Genomic DNA, 25715 nt, shown 5'->3' with positions numbered 1-25715 from the left:
GTTGAATGTTGAATGCAATTAAGAAAAATGGCGCTGTACTTGCTGTCTTTGCCTGTGCATCAACAGGGTTGGTTGCCATTACCAACGCACTTACCGCTTCCACTATTCAGGAACAGGAGCAGGCACAACTGATGTCTGTCCTGAATGAAGTGGTACCAGAAAATATGCACGACAATCAGCTATTCTCTGCATGCACCATATTGGAATCACCAGAACTTGGGTCTGAACCTGTTCATGCTTATATTGCTCAGAAGCAGGGCGAAACCTCCGCCATCGCTCTGGAAGCCATAGCGCCAGACGGCTATAGCGGAAAAATAAAGATCATTGTGGGTGTTGCAGCTACGGGTGAAATTTTAGGTACGCGAGTTCTTTCTCATAAAGAAACACCGGGGTTAGGTGACAAGATTGACTTAAGAGTATCAGACTGGATATTGGGCTTTAATGGCAAATCGGTGCCTGATATAGAAGACCCTGCCTGGGCAGTACGAAAAGATGGCGGACAGTTTGACCAGTTTACTGGCGCAACCATCACTCCACGCGCGGTCGTAAAGGCGGTCAAGCAAGCCGTGTGGTACGTTAATCAAAATCAGCAAGCTATCGCATCCAGACTACTGAATTGCGGAGGACAGTAATGACCGACCACAAAACACTGATAAAAAATGGTATTTGGGACAACAACCCTGCTCTGGTTCAGTTACTGGGGCTTTGCCCACTGTTAGCGGTTTCTTCAACCGTAACCAATGCATTAGGTTTGGGTCTTGCGACTTTACTGGTTCAGGTCGGCTCAAATGTCGCCGTCTCTCTGGTCAGAGACTACGTGCCAAAAGAAGTTCGTATTCCTATCTTCGTTATGATCATTGCATCTCTGGTTACCTGTGTTCAGCTTCTGATGAATGCTTACGCGTATGGTCTGTATTTATCACTGGGTATTTTTATTCCGCTGATCGTAACCAACTGCATCATCATTGGTCGCGCCGAAGCATTTGCGTCAAAGAACTCTCTTCTTCCATCGGCTCTAGACGGCTTCTGGATGGGTATGGGAATGATGCTCGTACTTGTGGTACTAGGCGCAATGCGTGAAGTGATAGGTAATGGCACCTTATTCGACGGCGCCGATGTACTGCTCGGATCATGGGCGACTGTGCTTCGAATTGAAGTGTTTCAATTTGATAACAGCTTCTTACTCGCCCTACTGCCACCTGGTGCCTTTATTGGCGTTGGCTTCTTAATTGCGGGTAAAAACCTGATAGATAAGCAAATTGAATCGCGTCAGCCGAAGCAAGAAAAGCCAGAAATAGAACGTGCGCGCGTAACCAACGCTTAGAACGAGAGTCTGTTGACCTAAATATATAAAGCAACATTGGAAGCTGCCTTAAATGAATCAATCCATAACAAAAAAAGAGAAAGTACAAGCAATTATCAACATTCTTGATGAGCTGTATCCTGAAGTTCCGATTCCTCTAGACCACAAAGATCCCTACACCTTATTGGTGGCGGTTTTATTGTCAGCACAATGCACCGATGAAAGAGTAAACCAGATTACTCCTAAGCTTTTCGCGCGTGCTGATAACCCATATGACATGGTGAAACTGAGTATTGAGGAAATAAAAGAAATCATCAGACCTTGTGGCTTGTCACCGATGAAATCGAAAGGTATCTGGCATTTGTCGGATATGATCATCAAAGAGCATGGTGGCGAAGTCCCTCAAGACTTTAAGGCATTGGAAGCGATGCCGGGTGTCGGACACAAAACAGCTTCGGTTGTCATGGCTCAGGCATTCAACATCCCTGCTTTCCCTGTTGATACGCATATACACCGATTGATGTACCGCTGGGGTTTATCTAACGGTAAGAGCGTTGAACAGACAGAACGTGACGGTAAACGCCTTTTCCCGAAAGAGAGATGGAACGATCTGCACCTTCAGATCATTTACTATGGGCGTGAGTACTGCCCTGCCAGAGGCTTCGACTTAGACAAGTGCATTATTACTAAACAGTACGGGCGTAAAAGCTTTATCAATGAAGTGCTGAAAGCACAAACAAAAAAGAAGAAATAAAAGTCCCGTAGGATATAAAGGTAAATTGAGCGATATAAGTAAAGGGAGTGATTTTCACTCCCTTTTTGTTGAGGTTTAGATTTGAATAACCTGATCGCAAAGCTTATTGAGAGCCACTTTATCATGGCTGATTAACAACAGAGAAAACCCTTGCTCTTCGCTTAGCTCAACCAGTAATTTAAGCGTATTGGCTGCCGTAATGGGGTCGAGTCTGGACGTTGGCTCATCCGCAATCAGCAAACTAGGCTCCATCAATAATGCACGTAAGATTGCAAATCGTTGAAGTTCTCCCCCAGATACCTGAGTCGACTTTCTAGCAAGCAGACTTTCATCTAAATTCAGTCGCTTCAGATATCGCCTGACTTGTCCGTCATCGAACTGACAGACCTTTCGAATGTCGTCGAGAAGTGTTTGCAAAGGCACGGCACGTGACAATGCACTCGGTGGATCCTGATATAGCTTTAGCGCTTTTCCTTTGGCAAGCTTTTCCTGAAACTTCAGAGATCCAGCGGTTGGGGTCACCAACCCGAGCACGATATCGGCAAGCGTTGACTTCCCCTTTCCGCTGTCTCCACTGATGCCAATTACGCTATTCTTAGGAATAGCGAATTCAAGATCTTCAAAGAGTGTTTTGCCATTACGAACCATTTTCAGTTCGCTGGCTTTTATCATTGTTTCCAACTTTGAAGAAACCTGACGTTGTTGCCAATTTTTAGGATGAGCAGAGATCAGTGCTTTGGCATAATCCGATTTTGGTGCCTTTAACACCTCTTCGCTTTTCCCACGCTCCACCACCACGCCTTTTCGCATGACGATCACTTCCCCACCAAGGGATTCAGCCAGCTCAACATCATGGGTGATAACCAAAACTGCGCCTTTCGACTTATGTGCATTGAGCTGTTCACCAATCTGCTTTTGACGACTGGCATCCAACCCTTTGGTCGGCTCGTCTGCAATCAGCAGCTTTCCTCCACCCTGAGTTGCGCTTATGTACGCTACTCGCTGTGCCATTCCCCCCGAAAGCTGACTCGGCAGTTTGCTTTCGTCCCCACTGAGGTTTACCTTCTGAAATGCCTCTTTTAAGCGATTCAAAAGTGTATTGCCGGAAATACCGTTGACCAGTTGATCCACTTCTTTTACCTGCTCACCTGCCGCCATAAGAGGGCTAAGCGCAAACCAAGGTTCCTGAGGTAACACGGAAATGTCTCGCCCCCACAAAGATTCGCGTTCTTCCTGAGTTCGTTCTGACTGGCATCGGTCAAACAGGCGTACCTGCCCAGAGGAAGTCAGAGTATCTGGCAAATTCCCGATGATCGCATTGGCGAGCAAACTCTTTCCTGAGCCGGTTTCTCCTAAAATGACTAACGCTTCCCCGCTGTTCACGTCGAAAGAGACAGGTTCAACCAGACGATCATTTTCAACCGATACGGAAAGATCTTTGATTTCAAGAAGACAACTCATGACTTATCTCCTTTTGCCAGTAAATGGAATCCCATAACCAATAAGAACACCACAACAATAGGCTGCGCCAATACCCAGGGAGCCTGCTGGTAATAGCGGAAAAGCTCAACCATCATCAGACCAAGTTCGGCTTCAGGCGGCTTAAGCCCAACATACAAAAATCCTATAGAGGCGAGAGTCAGAATCGAATTACCTGCGCCAAAGCAAGCCAATGTGTAGATATCGCGTTTTAGTTCAGGCCATAGGTGGCGCTTAAATATATAGAAATCTGAGAAGCCATACAGCTGAGAGGCTTCGACTTCAGGAGACACCACTAGGCTCATAACACGGCTTCTGACCACACGAAAATACTCAACCCATAAAATCAAGGAGATAGCGAGATAAAGAATCCAGAATGATCCGGGAACAATTGCTCCGAAAAGCAGCACCAGAATCAAACCTGGCATTGCCAGCACAAGGTTTACCAGCCAGGAGAGTGTTTTGTCCCACCAGCCGCCTTTCCAACCAGCCAGAATACCCGCAGCCAGTCCCATGATTGCAGACGTCAGCACGCAGGTAATTGCCATAAAGAATGAAGTTTGAATCGCGTCGGAAAGCCTCGCGATATTACTTCGACCGTAGTGATCCCGACCCAGTGGTTCTGCCCAGTCAGGTGCAGAAAAAGCCAGAGCAAGGTTTTGCTTATAAGGATCACTACTAAAAAGAAGATTTTCCGCCAGTACAAAAACAAACAGCAGTGAGATGAGAAAAAGACCAATTTGCTGAGAACGTGTCGCTATCATTACACTCCCTCCGCCGTTTTTGCTCTTAAGCGAGGATCGAGTATGTAGTTCACCACGTCAACCAAGGTATTTATCAGGACAAACAGTAGTCCCATTAACAAAGCGGCTCCCTGAATCATAGGGATATCACGAGCGAAAATGGCGTGTGAAAGCGCATGACCAATACCCGGCCATGAGAACAGAGACTCCACCATCACAATGCCTTCAATCAGAGTGACTGTCTGAACACCGATAAAAGCAATCACTGGCAAAGCAATGTTCACTTTTCCGTGGCGTTCGAAAGCTTGTGAGTAACTTAGCCCTTTTAAGCGAGCAAACAGAAAGTACTGAGATCCGGTTACCTGCTGGGTAGAGTTTCGAATAATCCGGTTAGACATTGCCGCCATGCTGAGTGCCAGAGTCACGGCTGGCAGCACAATAAAGCTTGGTCCCCCGAACCCTGCCACAGGTAGCCAGTTTAGTTTCAATGCGAAAATGATGACTAATGCCAACCCAATCAGAAATACTGGCTGAGCTTTCATCACAATTGAAGTGAACAGTGAGAAGGTATCCGGTAGCTTTCCGGCATGACGCCCACAATAAACACCAATTGGAACCGCAATGAGCAATGAAACCACCATTGCTGTCGCGGCGAGTAAAATGGAATGACCGAGTTGATGAGCAAGCTCGTTTATCACCAGCTCTCCGCTGACCAGAGAACGACCCAGATTAAACTGGACCAATTCCCACAACCAGTTGAAGTAAAGCTCAATGGCAGGTCTGTCTAACCCTAGTTCTTCTGAAACGGCTTTAGCCGCATCAAGATCAACGTAATCGTAACCGTAGCGACCGGCGGCAATGCGATAAGCAATGTCGCCGGGTATCAGTCTCATCAGAACGAAAGTAACTGTGCCTACAGACCAGGCGACGAATATCGCCTGGCACAAACGTTTGTAGAGGAAGCTAGTCATTCAGCTTCATCTCCGCCACTCGGTAGTTAAGTTCAAATGGGTCAAAGGAGAAGTTTTCAACTCGCTTATTCACCGCAATAATCTGTTGGTAGTAAGTGATTGGAATCAATGGCATTTCATCTGCCAGCAGCTTTGACGCATCTGGAATCATTTTGCGGTACTCAGTGACATCATTTTGTACCGCAAGTTTGTTCAGAATATTAGTGAATTCAGATGAAGACCAGTTAGTTGGTCCCCAGTCGCTGCCTTTATGCGTTGCGAAGTCGTTCAGCAACAGAGTAAGCGGGTCCGCCAATATTCCGTAGTTACGGGCGATCAACGCCATTTCCAACGTACCATCATGGTGTCTGGATGGAATCGCACTGGAGTTGTCGATGGTGATGTCTACGGTGATCCCAACTTCAGCAAGCTGAGCCTGAATTGCTGTAGCAATCAGTGGAAGTTCAGGACGATCAGCATACGTTGTCAGGTTTATCTCAAATACCTGCCCTTCTTTTTCCAGCTTGTTCTCATTGTTCAGAGCCCATCCATGCGAAGCCAGCAATTGTTTCGCCTTTTCTACGTCACGCGCTTTTGCACCGTAATCCCCTAGGTGCCACACACCCAGAGCTGGTGAGAACAGTTGATACGCTTCTGAACCCGGCAGGCGAAGTACATGATCCGCAATACCTTTTCTATCAATCACTAAGCTGAGTGCCTGACGAATATCGGCATGGTTTAGTAAAGGATGCTCGTTATTCAGTTTGATCATCACGGTACGCGGCATAGAAATCACGTGCGTGTTTAGATTTTCGGAAGCATTCAGGCTTTCAAGGCTAAGAGGATCAAGCGTGTAAACCAGATCCGCCTGACCTGACTGAGCCAGTAACGCTCGGCTTTCAGAACGGTGCCCTGCCAGGTAGCTGACCTGCTGAATGCTTGGTTTCTCACCCCAATATCCGTCGAATGTTTTCACCAATGCTTTGTGAGGAGGAACAAGTTCACTGACCTGATAAGGTCCGGTGCCTTGCAGGTTCACCACTTCACCCGATTCATCGTAGGAACTTGGTGCGGCAATGGATGTTGAGAAGTGCGCCAACACAGAAAGCATAGGAACAAAAGGTTTGGTTAGCTTAATGACGACCTGATTACCATTTGCCGTAATCGACTCAATAGGAGCACGTTTCAGAACACCAGGTTTATCGAGTGCACGTCTTAGGGAAAGCGCCACTGTCTCAGCAGTCAGAGGCGTACCATCGTGAAAAGTGACGTTACCCCTGATGTTGAAAGACCAGCTCAAACGGTCTTCACTTTGTTGCCAGCTCTCTGCCAACACGGGGAAAAGTTCAGACTTCTGGTTGATCCCCACCAAAGGCTCGACCACCTGAAGTCTTGTAAATAAGAACCCGTCCTTCGATAAATCCTGGCTGCTGAACTCAAAAGGACCAGAGATAGATAGCGTCTTAATCTCGTCTTTCTGACCTAAAAAAAGGTAGGCTAGTATGGCGAGACCAACCAGCACTACCAAAGTTAACTTTTTCAACTTTAACTCCGTTGTTACGTTATAACATATTTGTTTTTATTCAATCTCATATTGACATTCCTGTCTATATGCAACCATGAGATTTATTAAAACTGACGGAATCTTCACTGAATTGCTTTGAGTCTTGAAGGCATTTCGCTAATCTATTGTTCACATTTACCTCCAACACAATCTGGGGCAATAACAATGTCAAATGGACGAATTCTTCACACAATGATCCGTGTGGGCGATTTGGATCGCTCTATCGAGTTTTACACCAAAGTGCTGGGTATGAAGTTACTTCGCACCAATGTCAACGAGCAGTACAAATACACGCTCGCTTTTTTAGGTTATTCGGATGAATCGGAAGGTGCGGTAATTGAACTGACCTATAACTGGGGCACCTCGGAATACGAAATGGGTACCGCTTTTGGTCATATTGCACTTGGGTTTGATGATATTTACCAGACTTGCGATGCAATCCGTTCTGCTGGTGGTAACATTACGCGTGATCCGGGCCCAGTAAAAGGCGGCACAACTCACATCGCTTTTGTTAAAGATCCCGATGGCTATATGATTGAATTAATTCAAAATAAGTCCGCAACTGCCGGGCTTGAAGGCTAAACTTTTCTCTGCGTTTCAAAGAGGCAAATCTCACCGACTTGCCTCTTAATTAGAACACCCTAATAAACAACGCTGTTACTTTACATGATAAGTATTATCATTTAATATATTCGGAATATATGTTTTACGAAATACGGAAGAATTGACAATGAATGTTAGAGAGTGGGAACAGCATACACTGAAGGCAGATGTTGCCCTGCAAGAGCAGGATTTTCTGCGCAGTATCATTCATTACCAAAAAGCACTGGCCATTTCAGAAAAACTGATCGATGAGCAGGAAGTTGAGGTAGATGATCTGTTAACTATCAACGTGATTTCTTGCCACAACCTCGCAAAGTTTTGGCGTGAAAACGGTGATAACGATTACGAGCTAAAATATCTTCAGCTTGCGTCGGAAAAAATTCTTTCGTTGGTTCCACAATGTCCAAAAACACATTGTGACAGTTTCATCGATTCTTTGGGCTGTTGCCGTAAAGCGCTTATCGATTTCATGAAACGCCATCCGAACCCTAAAGTCGCTGAGCAAGTGCAACATATTGACACAGCAACTAACTGCGAAATCATTGCTAGTTTCCGCCTGAACTAAAGCAAGCAGAATTTAAAGAGAATAAAAGCTCCTTATTTAAGGAGCTTTTATTTTGTCTGATACTTTTGAACAAAACTGAAAATCAGACTTGTGTTCTTCCCAATGAAATAACCACGCGTCGGTTTTTGTCTTTGCCTAGAGGTGAACTGTTGTCGGCGATCGGTCTTCTTTCACCAAATCCTTGCACCTCGATGCGATTTGGTGGCAATCCGATAGACTGGAAATAATCTCGCAACACATTTGCACGTTTTTCAGATAAGCCCTGATTGCCTTTTTTACCGCCACTTGAGTCGGTATAAGCTGCCACCAGCACCAAATCAATGTCTTTATTGTGCTTAACGTACTCTGCTATTTTAGCCAAACGCTTTTGCGATGCTTTGTTCAACTGAGAACTGTTGCGATCATAATGCAGTATGGTAAATGAAATGTCTTCGAAACTGTAAGGCAGTAGCTGGCTGACACACATGCTAAACGCATTATACGAAGACTGGAAAAGTACAGAGGACAGCGCAACTTCTACTCTTTTATCCCGGCTTTGCCAGTCTGCGTATCCAAACGTCGGGTAGCGTCCTTTCTCTAGTTCAGACAATAAACCCCATGCCGTCTGACCACCAATGTAACCGTCAAACTGTTTAAAGAACTTCAGGTTGGAAATCTGCTCGGCATTCTCACCAGCTCGCCAAATCGGCGGCATCGAAACCAATGAAACATTTCGCGTTTCACCCATTGGGCGATACATCTTTAATTCAAAATCGAGGTTAATCTTTTTACTGGCACGAGACGTAAACACCGCAGAACCATAATTCGGGATCGGGTGCACTAACTGACATTCAAGTGGCGTATTCACCGCCATCTCCCAGTTCGACTGCTCAGGCTTGGCGACATATCGGGTTTGAATCGCAGACGCACTCCCCGACACTGCCACAGCTACGCCCACTAAGCTAAAGGTTAACCACTTGTTTTTCTTCATTGCTATCTCTTTATCTTTCAAAGCGGCGCGGTATTGCCGCTTTTGCCACAAATGCGCCTTTATTTGACGCTTTCATGTAAATCTAATCGGATAATGCAAAAATCCAGCCAAATTTGTTTTTCTCTTCGGGTCTGATTGGGTATCGCTTATCCCCTGTGCTTGGGTATAATGCGATGCTTGTCACATGGAACAGAACAAACATGACTGAAACAAACTGCGACCTTACATTGAAACAACGCTTTAGAGGTTATTTCCCCGTCGTAATCGACGTTGAGACTGCCGGATTTAATGCAAAAACCGATGCACTTTTGGAAATTTGTGCTGTGACATTAAAAATGAACGAAGAAGGCGATTTAGTCCCCGCTTCAACCATACATTTTAATGTTGAGCCATTTGAAGGTGCCAACCTTGAAAAAGAAGCACTTGAATTCAATGGAATTCGCGACCCTTTCAGCCCTCTTCGCGGTGCAGTTACCGAAGCCGAAGCTCTGAAAGAAATCTATAAGCTGGTTCGAAAAGAGCAAAAAGCCGCAGACTGCAACCGTGCAATCATGGTCGCTCATAACGCGAACTTCGATCATAGCTTTGTGATGGAAGCCAGTAAGCGATGCAGCTTAAAACGCGTCCCTTTTCACCCTTTTGCTACGTTCGACACAGCAACGTTAAGTGGCTTGGCTTACGGGCAAACGGTGTTAGCGAAAGCGTGTAAAGTTGCGGGGATGGATTTCGATAATAAAGAGGCGCATTCTGCACTTTACGATACTGAAAAAACAGCCGAATTGTTCTGTGGCATTGTGAACAAGTGGAAAGCTCTTGGTGGCTGGCCACTACAAGAAGAACTTGAAGAAAAATAATCATACCTAAATAACCCAGTCCCACTGGGTTTTAAATGCAAACACATCATTGGGTCTCACGACCCTTACTTTAATCTGAGAAAAATATGAACCCCGTAGTTATTTCTGTGTGCATCATGTTGGTTCTCGCTTTAACGCGAGTCAATGTTGTAGTTGCACTCACTTTTAGCGCCATTGTTGGCGGACTTGTTTCCGGAATGTCACTGACTGATGCTGTCTCCGCTTTTGAAAGCGGGCTGGGTGGCGGTGCAACCATTGCTCTAAGCTATGCCATGCTCGGTACTTTCGCCGTCGCGATCTCTAAATCAGGGATCACCGATTTACTCGCGTCCAGCGTAATTCGCAAAATCAATGGCTCAAATGCAGAATCAGCTTCCACTGGTCTGAAGTACTTTATTCTTATCGCATTGATTTTGGTGACCATGTCATCCCAGAACATCATTCCTGTACACATTGCATTTATCCCTATTCTGATTCCACCTTTGCTGCAAGTGTTCGCAAAATTCAAACTCGACAGACGCCTGGTTGCCTGTGTTCTGACTTTTGGTCTGATTACCCCGTACATGGTTCTCCCCGTTGGGTTTGGTGGGATTTTCCTTAATAATATCTTGCTAAAAAATCTGCACGACAACGGACTGGATGTTGTAGCTTCGCAAGTACCTGTGGCTATGCTTCTGCCCGCTGCAGGAATGCTTTTTGGTCTGCTTATGGCGATTTTTGTCAGCTACCGCAAGCCACGAGAATACAACCAACTTAGTGTGAATGCTGAATCTTCCGATGTGCCAGAAGTGAAAATGAAGAACATCTGGATTGCGTTGGCGGGTATCGTGATGGCACTGACTGTTCAACTAAGCACCGGGTCGATGATTATTGGTGCATTGGCAGGCTTTATGGTCTTTACATTTGGTGGCGTGATTGCGTGGAAAGAAACGCAGGATGTATTCACCAAAGGCGTGCATATGATGGCTATGATTGGTTTCATCATGATCGCTGCGGCCGGTTTTGCTGCAGTGATGAAACAAACAGGTGGCGTAGAGTCTTTGGTTGAAGCGTTATCCACATCCATTGGCGATAACAAGCCTCTTGCTGCTTTGCTGATGCTCATTGTTGGTCTGCTTGTGACCATGGGAATCGGTTCATCTTTCTCGACCATCCCAATTCTGGCAACCATTTACGTTCCACTGGCTATTGCTTTTGGGTTTTCACCAATGGCAACCGTTGCTCTAGTGGGTACTGCTGCCGCACTAGGTGATGCTGGTTCACCGGCATCCGACTCAACATTGGGTCCGACTTCTGGTTTGAATGCTGATGGTCAGCACGAGCACATCTGGGAAACAGTAGTGCCGACGTTTGTTCATTACAACCTACCACTGATCGCATTCGGCTGGCTGGCTGCAATGACCCTCTAGGCTTTGTGGCGAGAAACAAAAAAGGCTTGGTAAATACCAAGCCTTTGTCATTTATGGGAAAAGTAAAATTACTCTTCTTCAGCAGAACGAGCTGCCGCTTCTTTGATTAGAGGTTGCAGTTCGCCTTTCTGGAACATCTCTAGAATGATGTCACAACCACCGACCAACTCACCTTCAACCCAAAGTTGTGGGAACGTAGGCCATTGTGCGTATTTTGGAAGTTCAGCACGGATATCCGGGTTTTGCAGGATATCAACGTAAGCGAACTTCTCGCCACATGCCATTAGCGCCTGAGAAGCTTGAGAAGAAAAACCACAGCTCGGAAGCTTAGGTGAACCTTTCATATAAAGAAGAATTGAGTTTTCAGAAATTTGCTGTTTGATTTTTTCGATGGTTTCCATTGCGTCCTCATTCATGGATGCTTTAACTATTCGGTTCATTCTACTGGTTTAAGTCAGAATAAAAAGTCCTTAATGACTAGGGTTATTACTTTTTGATCTATCGGGCTCAAAGTTCCTATCCTAAGTTTTAAAAAACTCTGTGCTTTTTCTTTTAATAAAGTAAAAACTTGCTAAACTGATTCAAAAAATTTGTGCTGAACTTTATACCCTAAAAATCTCAAGTCGCTCTGGTTAGCTTCTCGAGATTACGTCGAGATATAGAGTATTGGCACATACAAAAGTCAGTCAAAAGACGACTAAATAATAAAATACACATTGGAAGCAATCGAAAGAGGTAGCTCTCTTTCACACATAATGGAGAATCGAGCAATGGCATTTGAACTACCAGCTCTTCCTTACGCAAAAGACGCGCTAGAACCGCATATCTCTGCGGAAACTCTGGATTTTCACCACGGCAAGCACCACAACACTTACGTTGTTAAATTGAACGGTCTGCTGCCCGGAACAGAGTTTGAAAACAAGTCTTTGGAAGAGATCATTAAAACTTCTACTGGCGGCGTATTCAACAACGCAGCACAGATCTGGAACCACACGTTTTACTGGCACTGCCTGGCGCCAAATGCAGGTGGCGAACCAACAGGTGCAGTAGCTGACGCAATTAACGCTTCTTTCGGTTCATTCGACGAGTTCAAAGCGAAGTTTACAGATTCAGCAATCAATAACTTCGGTTCGTCTTGGACATGGCTTGTGAAAAAAGCGGACGGCTCTTTAGACATCATCAACACGTCTAACGCTGCAACACCACTAACAGAAGAAGGCATCACTCCACTTCTTACTGTTGATTTGTGGGAGCACGCTTACTACATCGATTTCCGCAACGTTCGTCCAGACTACATGGGCGCGTTTTGGGCATTGGTGAACTGGGAATTTGTTGCGGCTAACCTGGCAAAATAACTCAGTAGAGCACAAAAAATTCGAACCCACGCTAATGCGTGGGTTTTTTTATACCAGAAAGCCATTTGTAACTTGATGTAAATAGGTAAAAAGGTAGGATAATCGTCAATTGAATATCTAAATTTACTAAGGCTTGAAAGTGAAATTTGACGCGTATTTAGAAAAGCATTTTCACATTCTCTATTTTGTCATACTGGCAGCGGGCACGGTTTTCTCTGTGTACTACGCTGGAAATCAGCTTCTGGATGGCGACCAAGACCAAATGCTGATTAAAGGGTACATGGGCGCTTATGATGGCAATTGGCTGCCATTTGGTAACTATGGCAGTACCGTGGGCAATGTACCTGGCTACCTTTCCGCTCTTGTCGTCGGATTGCCTTTGATGGTTTGGGATTCTCCATGGGCACCTATGGCTTTCTTAATTGCTTTGAGAATCGTTTCCGTCCTTATGCTGGACTCCGTTATTAAGCACTATTTCTCCAAACCAGTTCGATTGGTATTTGCTTTACTGGTCTGGTTCTCCACGTGGATGCAGTACGACAATGTGCTTTACAACCCTTCTTACTTACTCTTCTTTGCTGCACTCCATTTCTGGACAGCATTTAAGATGCGTGAAGAAGTTTCCTTTGGTTACAGCTTCTTGCATGTACTTGCCATCGGTATGGCAATGCAACTGCACTTCTCATGGCCTTTGCTGGCATTTGTTTCTATTTATCTTCTGTATCGTGGCTTAGGCAAGGTTTCTTGGTTTGGCGTCATTGCAGGAGTCTTAGTTACAGGTCTGTCTCTGGTCCCTTACTTCTTAGAAATGATGAACAACGAGCAGATTGTTCAGGAAAGTGACCGCTACATCGGCTACGGACTAACACACGTTTACCCGGTTTTAAAATCCATTCTGTACTGGATTCGCTATGGGTCTATGATGTTCTCAAACAAAGCGATAGCCAACAGCACGTTTGAATGGATCACCACCATCGAATTTGCTCGTATGGCACTCGTTTATTTATGGAAAGGATGGGTATTTGGTGTAGGTGCTTTCACCGTCGTCATCTCAGCACGATACAGCTGGAGACTTTGGAAACGAGTCAAGCCGATGATCCGTAAAGGTGAAAACCCACCTTCCTTTGATGACTGGCTCCCGCTTTACACATTTGGCGTCTTTATTGCCATTCTGGCGTGTGCCGCATTGGCTCCTATCACGTTCAACTATTGGCATTTAATGCTGGCTTACCCATTTGCCATCATCCCAATCCTTTACGGTGTCGCCGCGTTTATGGAAGCCAAGCCAGAACGCTTTAAACTGTTTGCGATTATTGCGATTTGCCATTTAGTTGCGGTAAATGTTGTCGCGTCTAACGACAGCCGCAAGTACAAGTCATCTGCAAGTTACGTTGAGCAGGTAAACCAGTTTGTGAAGGATAATCACTCCGTTATCTATCAAAGCAAGCAATAAATCTAACTCTCAAAAAAACGGGCTGATTAATCAGCCCGTTTTTTCTTAGTTTATTTCCTAAAGTTCTGTATTTCCTTGCCGTTAATAGTGTATTCAGCGAGGAGCATCATGAACATTCATACCCTAGACAAAGCCGCAATCATCAGCGAACTCAATGTTGGCAATGGCATCAGCCAGGCTGTTAACACTGGGCGTCGTGCTGACTTTGCTTTGTTGGTGTCGATGTTCTCCAATGATGTTCGTGACAACACACCCGTTGAAGTCATCGAATCACCAGAGAGCAGCGAGCAGAAACTCAGAAAAGAGTTCGACCTCGCGACGCCTCAACCTTTACGCTCTAACGAAGAAACCTTCACTCGGTCTGCTCAGCAAGCCGATTTATTTCATAAGTCTGGGTTGGCAAGTGCAAAACTGGCGCACGGTCTTTCACCGGATGCTCTTGCTTACATGCCTGAGGAAACGTTCGATTTACCAGAAGAGGTTTACCACAACCTGTCTGGTCACGAGCGCCGTAAGCTAGAGAAGAAAGAGAATGCTGCCGTGGTTCCTCAAGAGATCTACAAACAGATGTCAGAAGCCCACCTAATGCACAAGCTGCAACTATCAGCCTAACCCACCATCATCCAGTATCATTTTTGATACACATTACATAGTTCAAGCACTAATCGCGCGATACAAATCATAAACAATGACACGAAAATCACGTCATTAAAAAACTATGATTTTATTCACATCACGGGCTGCTTATTTTTCCCATGATAGTTATTCACATGTTACTCCACGCTTAGTCACGACTTATCAAGAGTCTCATGTGAATAAATTAAAAGATAAATAATAACAATACATTAACTAGAGTGAGGTATCCCTATGGATATACGAAACTCAGTGATATTAATCACCTCTGCAGGCTCAGGGCTAGGCAGTACATTGGCAGTGCACTTTACCTCTTTGGGGGCACGCGTTGTTGTCGCGGACACAGATTCGATAGCGCTTTTGGATACAGTGAAACGTTGTCGGACTCTGTCTGATGGTATTTATTATTATCCGCTACCGGATCACTCTTCTGAGAGTATCCAGTCTTTGTTTAACTACATTGATGAGCGGTTCCCGAATGGTGTTGATGTACTGATCAACAATTGGCCCAGCATGCCACTACCAAGGCTGTTTGGAAGTGAACAGGGAGAGGAGTTCACTCACAAGTTGTCGTCGTTGGCTTCTTCGTTATACGGTTACGGGAAAGCCAGTGCTCTGAGAATGCGCATGCATAAAAAACCGGGAGTCATTGTAAACCTGACGTCTCACCAGCAACAAACTCTGCCTGAAGGGCTTGAGAATGTGTCGGCGATGATCGTTGGATTTACTCAGACATGGGCTAAAGAGCTCGACCCGTTTAACATCCGAGTTGGGGGGGTTATACCCGCTCAGTTTCGCACTAGGGACAGTGCCAATGGTGATTGGGCATACGTGCAGGATGAGATGATTAGAAACACTGAATATATAGTCTCTAACGACTATTTTAACGGACGGGTAATGGCTGCTGAAGCATAGCCTGCTGAAGAGCAACGTCCGACGTTAATCAGGAACGATATGTAATGAAATAGAAAAAGCTCCACCAGAGGTGGAGCTTTGTTTTTCCCGTTAAAGGTTATCGAGTGCTAGCGAAAACCTTTTTACATCTTGCTTACGCTTCAGCTTTAGCTTTCTTTGGTGCCTTCGCTGCTGCTTTAGGTGCTGCTTTCGCTGCTACCTGATCGGCTTTCTTCTTGATTACCGTAGTACCTTCGAACGTTTCACCTTCAATGTATGGCTTACCGTAGTATGCCGCTAGCATAACTTCTTTAAGCTCAGAGATTAGAGGGTAACGTGGGTTCGCACCAGTACATTGGTCATCGAACGCGTCAACTGCTAGGCGGTCAACTACTGCCAGGAAGTCTGCTTCGTTTACACCCGCAGCCTGAATAGACTTAGGAATGTCCAGGTTAGTTTTCAGTTCATCTAACCAGCTTACTAGGCGTTCAATCTTCTGAGCAGTGCGGTCACCAGGCTGAGACAGCTCTAAGTGGTCTGCAACTTCTGCGTAACGACGGCGTGCTTGTGGACGGTCGTATTGAGAGAATGCAGTTTGCTTAGTTGGGTTGTCGTTAGCGTTGTAACGTACCACGTTGTCAATCAACATTGCGTTAGTCATACCGTGTGCTAGGTGGAACTCAGCACCGATTTTGTGAGCCATTGAGTGACAAACACCTAGGAATGCGTTAGCAAACGCGATACCAGCGATAGTTGCAGCGTTGTGAACCTTCTCACGAGCGATTGGGTCGTTTGCACCGTTCGCGTAGCTTGATGGTAGGTACTCTTTCAGCATCTTAAGCGCTTGTAGAGCCTGACCGTCAGAGTATTCGTTCGCAAGTACTGATACGTAAGCTTCAAGTGCGTGAGTTACTGCATCGTAACCACCGAATGCACATAGAGACTTAGGCATGTTCATTACTAGGTTAGCATCAACAATCGCCATTTGAGGCGTTAGCTCGTAGTCTGCTAGTGGGTACTTAGCACCAGTCTTGTCGTCTGTAACAACCGCGAATGGAGTAACTTCTGAACCTGTACCTGAAGTTGTTGGGATACATACCATTTCAGCTTTCTGACCCATTTTAGGGAACTTGTAGATACGTTTACGGATGTCCATAAAGCGCATTGCAAGGTCTTCAAATGCTGTTTCTGGGTGCTCGTACATTACCCACATGATTTTCGCTGCATCCATCGGAGAACCACCACCAAGTGCGATGATTACGTCTGGCTGGAAGCTGTTCATTGCATCAGCACCTTTCTGTACAGCAGACAATACTGGATCCGCTTCTACGTCGAAGAAAGTTTGCACTTCCATGCCGTTTGCTTTCAGGATGTTGATGGTTTCATCAGCGTAACCGTTGTTGAATAGGAAACGGTCAGTTACTAGGAACGCACGCTTCTTACCTTCTAGGTCACCTAGTGCTACAGGTAGGCTGCCGCGACGGAAGTAAACAGATTTTGGTAGTTTGTGCCACAACATGTTTTCAGCTCGCTTAGCTACAGTTTTCTTGTTGATTAGGTGCTTAGGACCTACGTTCTCAGAGATTGAGTTACCGCCCCAAGAACCACAACCTAGTGTTAGTGATGGTGCAACGTTGAAGTTGTACAGGTCACCGATACCACCGTGAGTTGTTGGAATGTTGATTAGAATACGTGCCGTTTTTAGCTTGTCACCGAAGTAACGAACACGGTCTGCATTCTTATCTTGGTCAGTGTACAAGCCAGATGTGTGACCGATACCACCAATCTCAACCATAGTAACCGCTTGAGCAACTGCGTCTTCGAAGTCGTCTGCACGGAATAGACCTAAAGTCGGAGACAATTTCTCGTGAGCGAACTCATCGTCGTAAGAAACTTTACCCAGACCTTCACCAACTAGCACTTTCGTGTCTGCTGGTACAGTAACACCAGCCATTTCAGCGATTGCCGGAGCAGGCTGACCAACGATTTTCGCGTTTAGGTTGCCATCGATAAGAAGAACTTTACGTACTTTCGCTGCTTCGTCTTTGCTCAATACGTAAGCTTTGTGAGAAGCAAAACGCTCTTTCACTTCGTCGTAAACTTCATCAACAACGATTGCAGCCTGCTCAGAAGCACATACTACGCCGTTATCGAATGTCTTAGACATTAGGATAGAAGCAACAGCACGTTTGATGTCAGCACTTTCATCGATAACTACAGGAACGTTACCTGCACCTACACCGATTGCTGGCTTACCAGAAGAGTAAGCAGCTTTAACCATGCCTGGGCCACCAGTTGCTAGGATAAGAGCAATGTCGTCGTGCTTCATTAGCGCGTTAGAAAGCTCAACAGAAGGTTGGTCGATCCAGCCGATGATGTCTTTTGGAGCACCTGCTGCTACTGCTGCTTCCAGTACCAGTTTCGCTGCATCGTTAGTTGAGTTTTTCGCACGTGGGTGTGGTGAGAAGATGATTGCGTTACGAGTCTTCAAAGAGATTAGAGACTTGAAGATTGCTGTAGACGTTGGGTTAGTTGTTGGAACGATACCGCAAATGATACCTGCTGGTTCAGCGATAGTCATAGTACCAAGGCTTTCGTCTTCATCCAGAATGCCACAAGTTTTTTCGTCTTTATACTTGTTGTAGATGTATTCAGAAGCGAAGTGGTTTTTGATTACCTTGTCTTCAACAATACCCATACCAGACTCTTCTACCGCTTGCTGAGCTAGAGGGATACGAGCTTGGTTAGCCGCTAGAGATGCAGCGCGGAAAATTTTATCTACTTGCTCTTGAGAGTAAGTAGCAAATTCTGCTTGTGCCGCTTTAACGCGAGCAATCATTGCATCTAGTTCAGCCAAATTAGTTACAGGCATAATGAATCTCCTAAAATAGAAAAATATTAAAAACTTTTTATTAAGGTTGCTGCCTTAAGCTTTTAACGTTCAGTCAATCACTTATCAAACTACAGACTTAGTAAATTGCTTTCAGGACTGAGTATATTATTTCAAGGTATGAAAAAAATTGACTCAGATCAGTTCTGAAAAACTAAATACTACTTACTGGGTAGACAGGTTTGTAAAACAATTTTAAATGATTGATATATTTAAACTTTTAACCACAATGACAATGTGATTAAAAAAGAATCAAACAGTCTAGTGAATACAAAAAACTACAACACACTGTAATAAAATTTCATTTCAGCTCAAATTAGCAACAAGAACAGCCTGTTTTTTCGTGTTACACGCAACTGGTTACCTAATCATTTGAGCATTTCAAACAGATGAAGATGTTCGTTTTTTCACAATTTTTCATATTCGTACAAAACACATTTCATTTCCACCAATTTCACTTCCTGTAACACATACGTTACCCGATTCTAAAGACCTCATTTATATCGTTAGCTAACAGAGGAATTTGTTAGAAATCACTTGGTATTTAGAAGATAATTCCCTTACATTTATCACCCTTTTTAAGGTGGTATTTAGATACCTCTTTTTTTTAATTAAATCGCGTTTGAAGTTTTAGAGCTTGTACACAATGCAGACATTTGAAATCGCAATTTATTTGCAGTTCTTTTTAGGTCTTATCGCCGCAGTGAACCCAGTTGGCATCATGCCCATTTTTGTTTCTTTAACAGGGCATATGTCGCCAGAAGAAAAAGTGAAAACCGCCACCACTGCGAATATCGCAGTCGCGGTCATCCTTATTGTTTCTTTACTGGCTGGGCAGGCATTGCTGGATATGTTCAGCATCTCTTTGGATTCGTTCAGAATTGCTGGCGGGCTACTGCTTATGAGCATCGCATTTTCAATGATGAGCGGTAAGCTAGGTGAAGATAAGCAGAACAAACAAGAGAAATCTGAATACGTGAGCCGAGAGCAAATTGGCGTAGTGCCACTGGCTATGCCTCTAATGGCAGGACCTGGCGCTATCAGTTCAACGATTGTATTTGGGGCGCGCTACCCGACATGGATGGACACATTTGCCATTGCAGGAACAGTGATCATTTTTGCGTTTTGCAGTTGGCTATTGTTTCGCTCTGCGCCTTTTATTGTGAGATTCTTGGGTCAGACAGGCATCAACGTAATCACTCGTATTATGGGATTGATCCTAGCCGCTCTGGGGATCGAGTTTATCGCCAACGGCGTAAGAAACCTGTTCCCGGGTCTTGCCTAGTATCCAGTTACCCCGACTTGCCTATAAAGTCTAACTTTGAGGTAAGTCGCCAGTTTCGCAGATGTGGACTTTTTATATCGTCGCTTTGAAGTTTATACCCAAGTAGCCTCAAGATGCCCGATTCAGCGAGAATTAACAGGCTTTCAGGCAAGACACCGATTTGAAGATCTAGTGGCTCTAAATCAAGAATCGGTAACGCAGCATGAAAGCCTGTTAAACTCGCCCTTGGGAGCGAATATTCTGTCCCACTTCATCGTCAAAGAACTTGGAAAGGACTCGTCATTCCACAGCGTTCTTTTCCTTGAATTGAAACAGAATATGTCGCTCTGAACTCGGCATATTGAGGCCACTTGGGTATACTATACTGCCATTCTCTATCGTTATAGAAAGACAGTTATAAAAAGTCCATGCCCAAACACTCGTTGAAACATCACCTTTACGTCATCATCTTTGGCACGCATACAACCGCAGGTAAGCTCTTTGATATCGCCTTGATCGTTGCGATTCTGACTTCCCTCACAGTGCTTGTTATCGACTCTACCCTTCCTCAGGACAGCGTATGGGCAAATCGACTTCTGTATGCCGAGTATGTGTTTACTGCGCTTTTTACTATTGAATACTTGCTGCGGCTCTACTGTTCACCCAAGCCTAGTGCTTATGCGAAAAGTTTTTATGGTGTAATCGACCTTCTCGCCATATTGCCCACCTACTTCGTGCTACTTTTCCCGTCCGCATCATTTATTGCAGTTGTGCGCCTTCTAAGGGTAATGCGGATTTTCCGGATCCTGAAATTGGTTCGCTACCTCCAAGACTCTAACCTGCTCTTACGTTCCCTTTTGATGTCCAGACGGAAGATTCTGATCTTCTTCAGTACAGTGGCGATTCTGGTCACTATCTTTGGTTCACTGATTTTTGTTATTGAGGGACCAGAGAATGGATTCACGAGCATACCGCAAAGCATCTACTGGGCGATCGTGACCATCACAACGGTTGGTTACGGTGATTTGGTCCCTCAGACACCTATTGGAAAAGCAATAGCCTCGCTCACTATGCTACTTGGTTATTCTATTCTGGCGGTTCCAACCGGGATTATTACGGCGGAACTGAATAGTGAAATGAATGCTCACCGGAATCTGGTTAAGTGTCCGAATTGCTCTCGAAATGGTCATGAATCTGATGCGTTATATTGTAAGCATTGCGGAGGAGAGCTGGCATCGCCAGATGCGCGGGTGGTTCCTGTGGAGAATGAGGATTCTGAACTGCACTACTAGGTCAGTTAACAGCCTTGAGTAATGCTCTCTACCTGAAAGCTGTCCCCTGAATACATGGGGGCAGTGTATTTCACGTAGCATTGAGTACTTTCGATACCATTTCTACTCGGATGTTCGACCCACTCAGAACGTGTAAGAAGCCAGGAATCCTGACGATCGGTGTGAATGGCATGGTGAGCCACCCAAACCCAGGTTTTGTCGGTATGTCGATAACCCATATCTAAGTCAATAAAATTGGCTAAACCACCAATCCGAACACTTGGGTAACCGTACTGAAGCTGTCCATAACCCGGCAACATTCCAAATTCTTCCAAATCGGTTCCCTGCTTATGAGACTCAAGGTAGGCATTTTCCGCGGCATGAATTACTTTGCTGGCAAGACCTTCGATCAGAGCTTGATTGTATTCGCTTTGCATGCTGAAAAACTTGGGGGCAGCAGTCATAGCCATGATGGAAAACACCGCTGTGCTCATTAACCCATCAAACATTGAAAAGCCAAAACTTCTCTTACGCATTGCCATTTCCTTAAGCTTCCCACCTATACCTTCTAACTCGAGTATAGTTGGATGTTAAAAAATGCCAGTCAGAAGCAGGTAAATAAAAAGAAATAATAAAGACAGGATAGGTTTAAGATTTGGTTAAAAACCATTTATCAGAAATAACTTTTAAGAAAATAAAAAAGCGCCTCTCAAATGGAGGCGCTTCTCAGAAATTATATCTCTATGAAAATATTACTTTTCTGCAAGAATAATGCGAAGAGTTCTGCGTAGAGGCTCTGCCGCGCCCCAAAGTAGCTGGTCACCCACAGTAAATGCATTCAGGAAGTCGTCACCCATCGACATTTTACGCAGTCGACCAACAGGGATAGACAGAGTGCCAGTAACTTTCGCAGGTGTCAGCTCTTGTGCTGTGATGTCACGGTCATTTGGAACTACTTTCACCCAGTCATTATGAGTGGCGATCATCTCTTCAATTTCATCCATTGGGATGTTTTGCTTCAGCTTAATGGTCAGTGCCTGAGCATGACAACGCATTGCGCCAATACGAACACAAGTGCCATCAATTGGGATTGGCGTGTCCTGAGAGCCTAAGATCTTGTTGGCTTCTACGCCCGCCTTCCACTCTTCCTTGCTTTGACCGTTATCGCGCTTCACATCGATCCATGGAATCAAAGAGCCTGCTAGCGGCACACCAAACTGATCCGTTGGGAAAGATGACGAGCGAAGTGTTTCTGCAACTTTCTTATCAATATCAAGAATAGAGCTTGCTGGGTTCGCCAGCTCAGTGCTGACTGAATCGTTGATCACACCCATTTGAGAAATCAGCTCGCGCATGTTTTTCGCGCCAGCACCCGATGCTGCCTGATAAGTCATGGCACTCATCCATTCAACATGACCTTTCTCATAAAGACCACCTAACGCCATTAGCATTAAGCTAACTGTACAGTTACCGCCAACAAATGTGTTGGTGCCGCCATGAATACCCTGCTGGATTTGCGCGAGGTTCACAGGGTCTAGTGTAATGATGGAATCTTCAGCCATGCGAAGAGTAGATGCAGCGTCAATCCAGTAGCCTTTCCAGCCTGCCTGACGAAGCGCCGGGTACACTTTCTCGGTGTAGCTGCCGCCCTGACAAGTAATCACAGCATCAAGCTGTTTTAGGCTTTCAATATCAAAAGCGTCTTGCAGAACACCCGCGTCTTTACCGAAATTTGGGGCAGGAATACCTACTTGTGAGGTGCTGTAAAATACTGGTTCGATAACATCAAAGTCTTTCTCTTCGACCATACGTTGCATCAAAACCGAGCCGACCATACCACGCCAGCCTACAAGACCTACTCTCATCATTACACTCCATGTCTTACTCAAATTAAACTCCCCCATCTATAAGATTTTCTGAAGATGAAAACAAGCCTTTTTGAGCGAAAAAGGGAAAAAAGAGCAGTTAAGGGGGGATTTTTACAGGTTTACTGTTTTCGAAGGGATTTGAAATGAAAAATGCGTCCAGAGAACACCCCCTCTGGACGCAGATATTTATACCGCATTCACAGTACCTAAATAAGATTCCACATCGTCAATCGTGGTCTTTAGGCTCTGTTCCAATGCAGCTATGTCACTTTCAGAAGGTTTAGAACCCTGCTTTAAGCCATGCTCAATGTTTGCGGTGATGTCTTTCAGGGCATTAGCACCTAAATTACCCGCGACACCTTTTAAGCTGTGGGCAATTCGATGAGCCTGTTCAGAATCTTGGTTAAGTGCCTCTTTCAGCTTGTTTACGTCTTCGCTGTGATCCTGTAGGAAAACATTTAAAACCATAAGTACAGACTCTTCATCATTATCAAAGGTTTCAAGCATCATCTCAGGATCAAACCCTCTGCTATTGGTTGGCACCGGTTCAGGTGACTCCATCACAGGCGGCTCTTGGATTGGTTCTGGCTCCTGCGTGACTTCAACCGGCTCTTCAACTTCCACTGATTGTTCATTTTTAACGGGGGAAGTTTGAGTTTCCTTGCTGGTTGAACCTGGTCTTTCTGTGCTTTGGGCTTCTATATGTTTAGGAACCGCCACACGATTAAATCCAATCCATCCTATGGCGAGCAAAAATACGCCGCTCAGCACAAGACTGATGGTAAACATCCTTTGAGCAACGTGCTGAAATTCAGTCCTTACCATTCCAATTTCCCGCACAACTGAGTGTTTCAGAATCTCTTCTGTTACATAACTGAGTTGGGCGTGTTCAGCCAAAATCAGAGAAGCTTTAGACAGCAACCCCTGAATCTGATTCTTATAGGGAGAATCGAATCGCTCAGAGCGCAACATGATCGACTCTAGCGTCATGTAGTTTGGTGGGTTGAGGTTAGAGTCGGCGTAAAAAGAACTGAACAGATAAGCGCCGAGCTCATCGTACAAAGCGACCAACTCTTTTGGTGTCCCCTGACTGTTTTTGGTATTCAGGATTTGCTCAGATAAACCACGAATATCCAGTGCGACAGTAAGATAGTTTTCAGCACGCTCGATAAAGCGGTCAGATAGATACACAAGTTGAGCCGTTTCCGGGCTCCATATCCCGTGCTCTGATTCGGATTCAATTTGCACTTTAACCGATTTAATCAACTCCAGGTTCAGAGACAATTGTTCAATATGTTGCGCCCGGATAGGGTCTGGAAAAGAGAGTGTATAACGAAATTCTTCTATCTGATTTGATAGTAAACCTAGCGAATCCGCTTCTTTGCGAAGTTGAATGTGCTGGAAATAGAGGATGGATGAAATAACGCCCCAAACCAATAGGAATGCGACAATGATGTACCTACGATTTCTAATGCTACTTTCTTCCATAAAATAGCTCTTCAGCCTACGTTAAGTCATTGAAAATAAGGTGGCATGAGCCACCTTATCACCGATTTACTTTATGAGCGACGCGTCAACTGATCTCGCAAATTAGGCGGTGTCCCTTTGATCGTCAGCGTATCCGTTTCCGGATCGTAGAAAATACGCTCTCCAAGAAGCATGCTATCAAAGTTGATGGTCACACCCCCACCAGCACCAACAAACTTGGTCAGCTTGCGTACTGTTGAACGGTCTCCGGGAAAACTCTCTTCAAGATCATAGCCTTGCTCTTGAGTGTAGTCTAAGAAACTGGTTCCATCATTGCTAGTTGGCAATTCGCCAGACAGCTCACGAATTTCAACTTCATCACCAGATTTGATTTGCTCGTTACAGTAGTCGAATACTTGCTTACGGTACTGAGTTGCCTCTTCTTTCTCCAGCTTAGAATCGCTACAGAAGTCTTCAACGGCCTGCATGAGTACCTGATTCTGCACTTTCGTGTCCAGTCCAACGTCAGCCTGAAGGAAGTCCAGGAAGAAGTCCGAAACTTTACGCCCGACACGACCCTTAATAAAGGTGAGGTAGCGATTGGACTCTTCATCCGTGGCATAGGTAGAAAGGTCAATTCTTGCCGCAATATCCATCTTACTGATGTCCAGATAGTCTGTAGCACTGATTTCCAAACCTTCTGTCACTTTCAGGCTTTCATTTGACGGAAGCAGACCAACAAACAGGTACTCTGTCGCAAGCGACTGATATTCTGCAAAAACCAAGATCCCTTCGTCCGCAAACGGGTATTTAGAAAGCTCTTCTTTAAGCCGTGTTGCACTAATTTGCGAAAATTCGTAAAAGCTCTTCTCATTTTGGCGAAGTTCTTGCAACCATGTTTTAAAGTCGCTGTCTGGTTTAAAAGTACCGAAGCCTTTTCCTGCTTTGCTATTGAAAACCCGATGAAGCTCGGCAACAAGGTTCTCTGATGAACCTTCATTAGGAAGCGATTCCTGACGGAAATTGACCGTCAGCTCTTCTTGCTCGTTTTTAACCAGCTTATGAAGAATGACGTTAGAAAGATGCAGACTCATAGTAATTTTGTTTATGTTCTAGTTTCAGTTGAGAGGGAGAGTAGGTTATCATAAGCCGCTTTTACTATCATTATCAGAGTCTATATGCCGATTACATCAAAATACAGTGACGAACAGGTTGAAACTATCTTGGCTGAAATTGCAGCAGTGCTAGATAAAAACGGCGCAAATACAGAGCTTTCACTTATGATCGCAGGAAATATCGCAACGAATGTCTTAAATCAAAACGTTCCTGCTTCACAACGCAAGGCAATTGCTGAAAAATTCGCTCAGGCACTTATTTCATCCGTTGAAAACGACGTAACTCACTAATAAAACAAATAAGACTGAAA

General features: G+C 44.9%; 25 protein-coding genes. 14 read left to right on the top strand and 11 right to left on the bottom strand.

Going from position 1 to position 25715, the window contains the following annotated elements; all coding sequences use genetic code 11:
• Positions 1-5 precede the first annotated feature (5 nt).
• Genes rsxG through nth form a run of 3 tightly spaced genes read left to right on the top strand, consistent with a single transcriptional unit; the run spans position 6 to position 2057 of the window.
• Positions 6-632, top strand: a complete 627-nt coding sequence (gene rsxG / locus INR79_RS05810; RefSeq protein ID WP_223096364.1) for an electron transport complex subunit RsxG — start codon at positions 6-8, stop codon at positions 630-632.
• Entirely contained in the window at positions 632-1324 is a 693-nt protein-coding gene (locus INR79_RS05805) for an electron transport complex subunit E (protein WP_223096363.1), read from the top strand. The genes rsxG and INR79_RS05805 overlap by 1 nt, the downstream gene beginning before the upstream one ends.
• Positions 1325-1376: 52 nt before the next feature.
• Positions 1377-2057, top strand: a complete 681-nt coding sequence (gene nth / locus INR79_RS05800; RefSeq protein ID WP_022590782.1) for an endonuclease III — start codon at positions 1377-1379, stop codon at positions 2055-2057.
• Between the two features lie 75 nt (positions 2058-2132).
• Here the strand turns inward: nth and INR79_RS05795 are convergent, their stop codons facing one another.
• From INR79_RS05795 to INR79_RS05780, 4 genes are read right to left on the bottom strand one after another with little or no spacing between them, the layout of a single operon-like run.
• Positions 2133-3518 (bottom strand): ABC transporter ATP-binding protein, encoded by a 1386-nt coding sequence (locus INR79_RS05795; RefSeq protein ID WP_223096362.1) that lies wholly within the window; start codon positions 3516-3518, stop codon positions 2133-2135.
• Positions 3515-4300 carry an ABC transporter permease gene (locus INR79_RS05790; protein ID WP_022590780.1) on the bottom strand — a complete coding sequence of 262 codons (786 nt, stop codon included), beginning with the start codon at positions 4298-4300 and terminating at the stop codon, positions 3515-3517. The genes INR79_RS05795 and INR79_RS05790 overlap by 4 nt, the downstream gene beginning before the upstream one ends.
• A complete protein-coding gene (locus tag INR79_RS05785) occupies positions 4300-5250 on the bottom strand; it encodes an ABC transporter permease (protein ID WP_022590779.1) in 951 nt (316 codons plus the stop codon). Before INR79_RS05785 ends, INR79_RS05790 begins: the two co-directional genes overlap by 1 nt.
• Positions 5243-6772 carry an ABC transporter substrate-binding protein gene (locus tag INR79_RS05780; protein WP_223096361.1) on the bottom strand — a complete coding sequence of 510 codons (1530 nt, stop codon included), beginning with the start codon at positions 6770-6772 and terminating at the stop codon, positions 5243-5245. Before INR79_RS05780 ends, INR79_RS05785 begins: the two co-directional genes overlap by 8 nt.
• Positions 6773-6958: 186 nt before the next feature.
• Between INR79_RS05780 and gloA the strand changes: the two genes are divergently transcribed.
• Together gloA and INR79_RS05770 are read left to right on the top strand one after the other, a co-directional pair.
• Positions 6959-7375, top strand: a complete 417-nt coding sequence (gloA, locus tag INR79_RS05775) for a lactoylglutathione lyase (protein WP_022550081.1) — start codon at positions 6959-6961, stop codon at positions 7373-7375.
• 148 nt (positions 7376-7523) lie between these two features.
• The gene (locus tag INR79_RS05770; protein ID WP_004399042.1) at positions 7524-7961 is read left to right on the top strand and encodes a DUF2753 domain-containing protein; all 438 of its coding nucleotides are present in this window, start codon (positions 7524-7526) and stop codon (positions 7959-7961) included.
• A gap of 82 nt (positions 7962-8043) precedes the next feature.
• Here the strand turns inward: INR79_RS05770 and motY are convergent, their stop codons facing one another.
• A complete protein-coding gene (gene motY, locus INR79_RS05765) occupies positions 8044-8931 on the bottom strand; it encodes a flagellar protein MotY (RefSeq protein ID WP_004399041.1) in 888 nt (295 codons plus the stop codon).
• Positions 8932-9131: 200 nt separating this feature from the next.
• Between motY and rnt the strand changes: the two genes are divergently transcribed.
• Together rnt and INR79_RS05755 are read left to right on the top strand one after the other, a co-directional pair.
• Positions 9132-9785 carry a ribonuclease T gene (rnt, locus tag INR79_RS05760; protein WP_004399037.1) on the top strand — a complete coding sequence of 218 codons (654 nt, stop codon included), beginning with the start codon at positions 9132-9134 and terminating at the stop codon, positions 9783-9785.
• 86 nt (positions 9786-9871) lie between these two features.
• Positions 9872-11194 carry a Na+/H+ antiporter family protein gene (locus INR79_RS05755; RefSeq protein ID WP_223096360.1) on the top strand — a complete coding sequence of 441 codons (1323 nt, stop codon included), beginning with the start codon at positions 9872-9874 and terminating at the stop codon, positions 11192-11194.
• Positions 11195-11262: 68 nt separating this feature from the next.
• Here INR79_RS05755 and INR79_RS05750 read toward each other — a convergent pair whose 3' ends face one another.
• Positions 11263-11595, bottom strand: coding sequence for a Grx4 family monothiol glutaredoxin (locus INR79_RS05750; protein WP_004399023.1), 333 nt, complete (start codon positions 11593-11595; stop codon positions 11263-11265).
• Between the two features lie 369 nt (positions 11596-11964).
• Between INR79_RS05750 and sodB the strand changes: the two genes are divergently transcribed.
• From sodB to INR79_RS05730, 4 genes are all read left to right on the top strand, one after another.
• Positions 11965-12549 (top strand): superoxide dismutase [Fe], encoded by a 585-nt coding sequence (gene sodB / locus INR79_RS05745; protein WP_022550078.1) that lies wholly within the window; start codon positions 11965-11967, stop codon positions 12547-12549.
• 139 nt (positions 12550-12688) lie between these two features.
• Positions 12689-14002: a 3-deoxy-D-manno-octulosonic acid transferase gene (locus INR79_RS05740; RefSeq protein WP_262415385.1), complete on the top strand. Its 1314-nt coding sequence runs from the start codon at positions 12689-12691 to the stop codon at positions 14000-14002.
• Positions 14003-14110: 108 nt separating this feature from the next.
• Positions 14111-14614: a VC2046/SO_2500 family protein gene (locus tag INR79_RS05735; protein ID WP_200765776.1), complete on the top strand. Its 504-nt coding sequence runs from the start codon at positions 14111-14113 to the stop codon at positions 14612-14614.
• 255 nt (positions 14615-14869) lie between these two features.
• Positions 14870-15550, top strand: a complete 681-nt coding sequence (locus INR79_RS05730) for an SDR family oxidoreductase (RefSeq protein WP_004402149.1) — start codon at positions 14870-14872, stop codon at positions 15548-15550.
• Between the two features lie 133 nt (positions 15551-15683).
• Here the strand turns inward: INR79_RS05730 and adhE are convergent, their stop codons facing one another.
• Positions 15684-18401, bottom strand: a complete 2718-nt coding sequence (gene adhE, locus INR79_RS05725) for a bifunctional acetaldehyde-CoA/alcohol dehydrogenase (protein ID WP_004402150.1) — start codon at positions 18399-18401, stop codon at positions 15684-15686.
• Positions 18402-19065: 664 nt separating this feature from the next.
• On the opposite strand from adhE, the gene INR79_RS05720 reads away from it, so the two are divergent.
• Both INR79_RS05720 and INR79_RS05715 read left to right on the top strand, forming a co-directional pair.
• Positions 19066-19704 (top strand): YchE family NAAT transporter, encoded by a 639-nt coding sequence (locus INR79_RS05720; RefSeq protein WP_004402151.1) that lies wholly within the window; start codon positions 19066-19068, stop codon positions 19702-19704.
• Between the two features lie 407 nt (positions 19705-20111).
• Positions 20112-20975, top strand: coding sequence for an ion transporter (locus INR79_RS05715; RefSeq protein WP_004402152.1), 864 nt, complete (start codon positions 20112-20114; stop codon positions 20973-20975).
• Between the two features lie 5 nt (positions 20976-20980).
• On the opposite strand, the gene INR79_RS05710 is transcribed toward INR79_RS05715, so the two are convergent.
• The 4 genes from INR79_RS05710 to yejK form a co-directional block, all read right to left on the bottom strand.
• The gene (locus INR79_RS05710; protein WP_022599673.1) at positions 20981-21490 is read right to left on the bottom strand and encodes a hypothetical protein; all 510 of its coding nucleotides are present in this window, start codon (positions 21488-21490) and stop codon (positions 20981-20983) included.
• A gap of 216 nt (positions 21491-21706) precedes the next feature.
• Positions 21707-22819 carry an aspartate-semialdehyde dehydrogenase gene (gene asd, locus INR79_RS05705; RefSeq protein ID WP_022550074.1) on the bottom strand — a complete coding sequence of 371 codons (1113 nt, stop codon included), beginning with the start codon at positions 22817-22819 and terminating at the stop codon, positions 21707-21709.
• 189 nt (positions 22820-23008) lie between these two features.
• A complete protein-coding gene (locus tag INR79_RS05700; protein WP_223096358.1) occupies positions 23009-24310 on the bottom strand; it encodes an Hpt domain-containing protein in 1302 nt (433 codons plus the stop codon).
• 71 nt (positions 24311-24381) lie between these two features.
• Positions 24382-25383, bottom strand: coding sequence for a nucleoid-associated protein YejK (gene yejK, locus INR79_RS05695; RefSeq protein WP_004402156.1), 1002 nt, complete (start codon positions 25381-25383; stop codon positions 24382-24384).
• Between the two features lie 84 nt (positions 25384-25467).
• Here yejK and INR79_RS05690 point away from each other — a divergent pair, with 84 nt between their 5' ends.
• Positions 25468-25695, top strand: a complete 228-nt coding sequence (locus INR79_RS05690; RefSeq protein ID WP_004402157.1) for a YejL family protein — start codon at positions 25468-25470, stop codon at positions 25693-25695.
• The last annotated feature ends 20 nt before the right edge of the window (positions 25696-25715 follow it).

The sequence above is a fragment of the Vibrio sp. SCSIO 43132 genome, assembly GCF_019904195.1.
Lineage (GTDB): Bacteria > Pseudomonadota > Gammaproteobacteria > Enterobacterales > Vibrionaceae > Vibrio > Vibrio nigripulchritudo.
The sequence above is the reverse complement of the archived record's forward strand: the minus strand, read 5'-3'. Positions and strand labels throughout refer to the sequence as shown.

Bases quoted from the DNA above. Each gene is read 5' to 3' on its own strand.
- rsxG (WP_223096364.1), top strand. From the start codon at position 6: ATGTTGAATGCAATTAAGAAAAATGGCGCTGTACTTGCTGTCTTTGCC.
- INR79_RS05805 (WP_223096363.1), top strand. From the start codon at position 632: ATGACCGACCACAAAACACTGATAAAAAATGGTATTTGGGACAACAAC.
- nth (WP_022590782.1), top strand. From the start codon at position 1,377: ATGAATCAATCCATAACAAAAAAAGAGAAAGTACAAGCAATTATCAAC.
- INR79_RS05795 (WP_223096362.1), bottom strand. From the start codon at position 3,518: ATGAGTTGTCTTCTTGAAATCAAAGATCTTTCCGTATCGGTTGAAAAT.
- INR79_RS05790 (WP_022590780.1), bottom strand. From the start codon at position 4,300: ATGATAGCGACACGTTCTCAGCAAATTGGTCTTTTTCTCATCTCACTG.
- INR79_RS05785 (WP_022590779.1), bottom strand. From the start codon at position 5,250: ATGACTAGCTTCCTCTACAAACGTTTGTGCCAGGCGATATTCGTCGCC.
- gloA (WP_022550081.1), top strand. From the start codon at position 6,959: ATGTCAAATGGACGAATTCTTCACACAATGATCCGTGTGGGCGATTTG.
- INR79_RS05770 (WP_004399042.1), top strand. From the start codon at position 7,524: ATGAATGTTAGAGAGTGGGAACAGCATACACTGAAGGCAGATGTTGCC.
- motY (WP_004399041.1), bottom strand. From the start codon at position 8,931: ATGAAGAAAAACAAGTGGTTAACCTTTAGCTTAGTGGGCGTAGCTGTG.
- rnt (WP_004399037.1), top strand. From the start codon at position 9,132: ATGACTGAAACAAACTGCGACCTTACATTGAAACAACGCTTTAGAGGT.
- INR79_RS05755 (WP_223096360.1), top strand. From the start codon at position 9,872: ATGAACCCCGTAGTTATTTCTGTGTGCATCATGTTGGTTCTCGCTTTA.
- INR79_RS05750 (WP_004399023.1), bottom strand. From the start codon at position 11,595: ATGGAAACCATCGAAAAAATCAAACAGCAAATTTCTGAAAACTCAATT.
- sodB (WP_022550078.1), top strand. From the start codon at position 11,965: ATGGCATTTGAACTACCAGCTCTTCCTTACGCAAAAGACGCGCTAGAA.
- INR79_RS05735 (WP_200765776.1), top strand. From the start codon at position 14,111: ATGAACATTCATACCCTAGACAAAGCCGCAATCATCAGCGAACTCAAT.
- INR79_RS05730 (WP_004402149.1), top strand. From the start codon at position 14,870: ATGGATATACGAAACTCAGTGATATTAATCACCTCTGCAGGCTCAGGG.
- adhE (WP_004402150.1), bottom strand. From the start codon at position 18,401: ATGCCTGTAACTAATTTGGCTGAACTAGATGCAATGATTGCTCGCGTT.
- INR79_RS05720 (WP_004402151.1), top strand. From the start codon at position 19,066: ATGCAGACATTTGAAATCGCAATTTATTTGCAGTTCTTTTTAGGTCTT.
- INR79_RS05715 (WP_004402152.1), top strand. From the start codon at position 20,112: ATGCCCAAACACTCGTTGAAACATCACCTTTACGTCATCATCTTTGGC.
- INR79_RS05710 (WP_022599673.1), bottom strand. From the start codon at position 21,490: ATGCGTAAGAGAAGTTTTGGCTTTTCAATGTTTGATGGGTTAATGAGC.
- asd (WP_022550074.1), bottom strand. From the start codon at position 22,819: ATGAGAGTAGGTCTTGTAGGCTGGCGTGGTATGGTCGGCTCGGTTTTG.
- INR79_RS05700 (WP_223096358.1), bottom strand. From the start codon at position 24,310: ATGGAAGAAAGTAGCATTAGAAATCGTAGGTACATCATTGTCGCATTC.
- yejK (WP_004402156.1), bottom strand. From the start codon at position 25,383: ATGAGTCTGCATCTTTCTAACGTCATTCTTCATAAGCTGGTTAAAAAC.
- INR79_RS05690 (WP_004402157.1), top strand. From the start codon at position 25,468: ATGCCGATTACATCAAAATACAGTGACGAACAGGTTGAAACTATCTTG.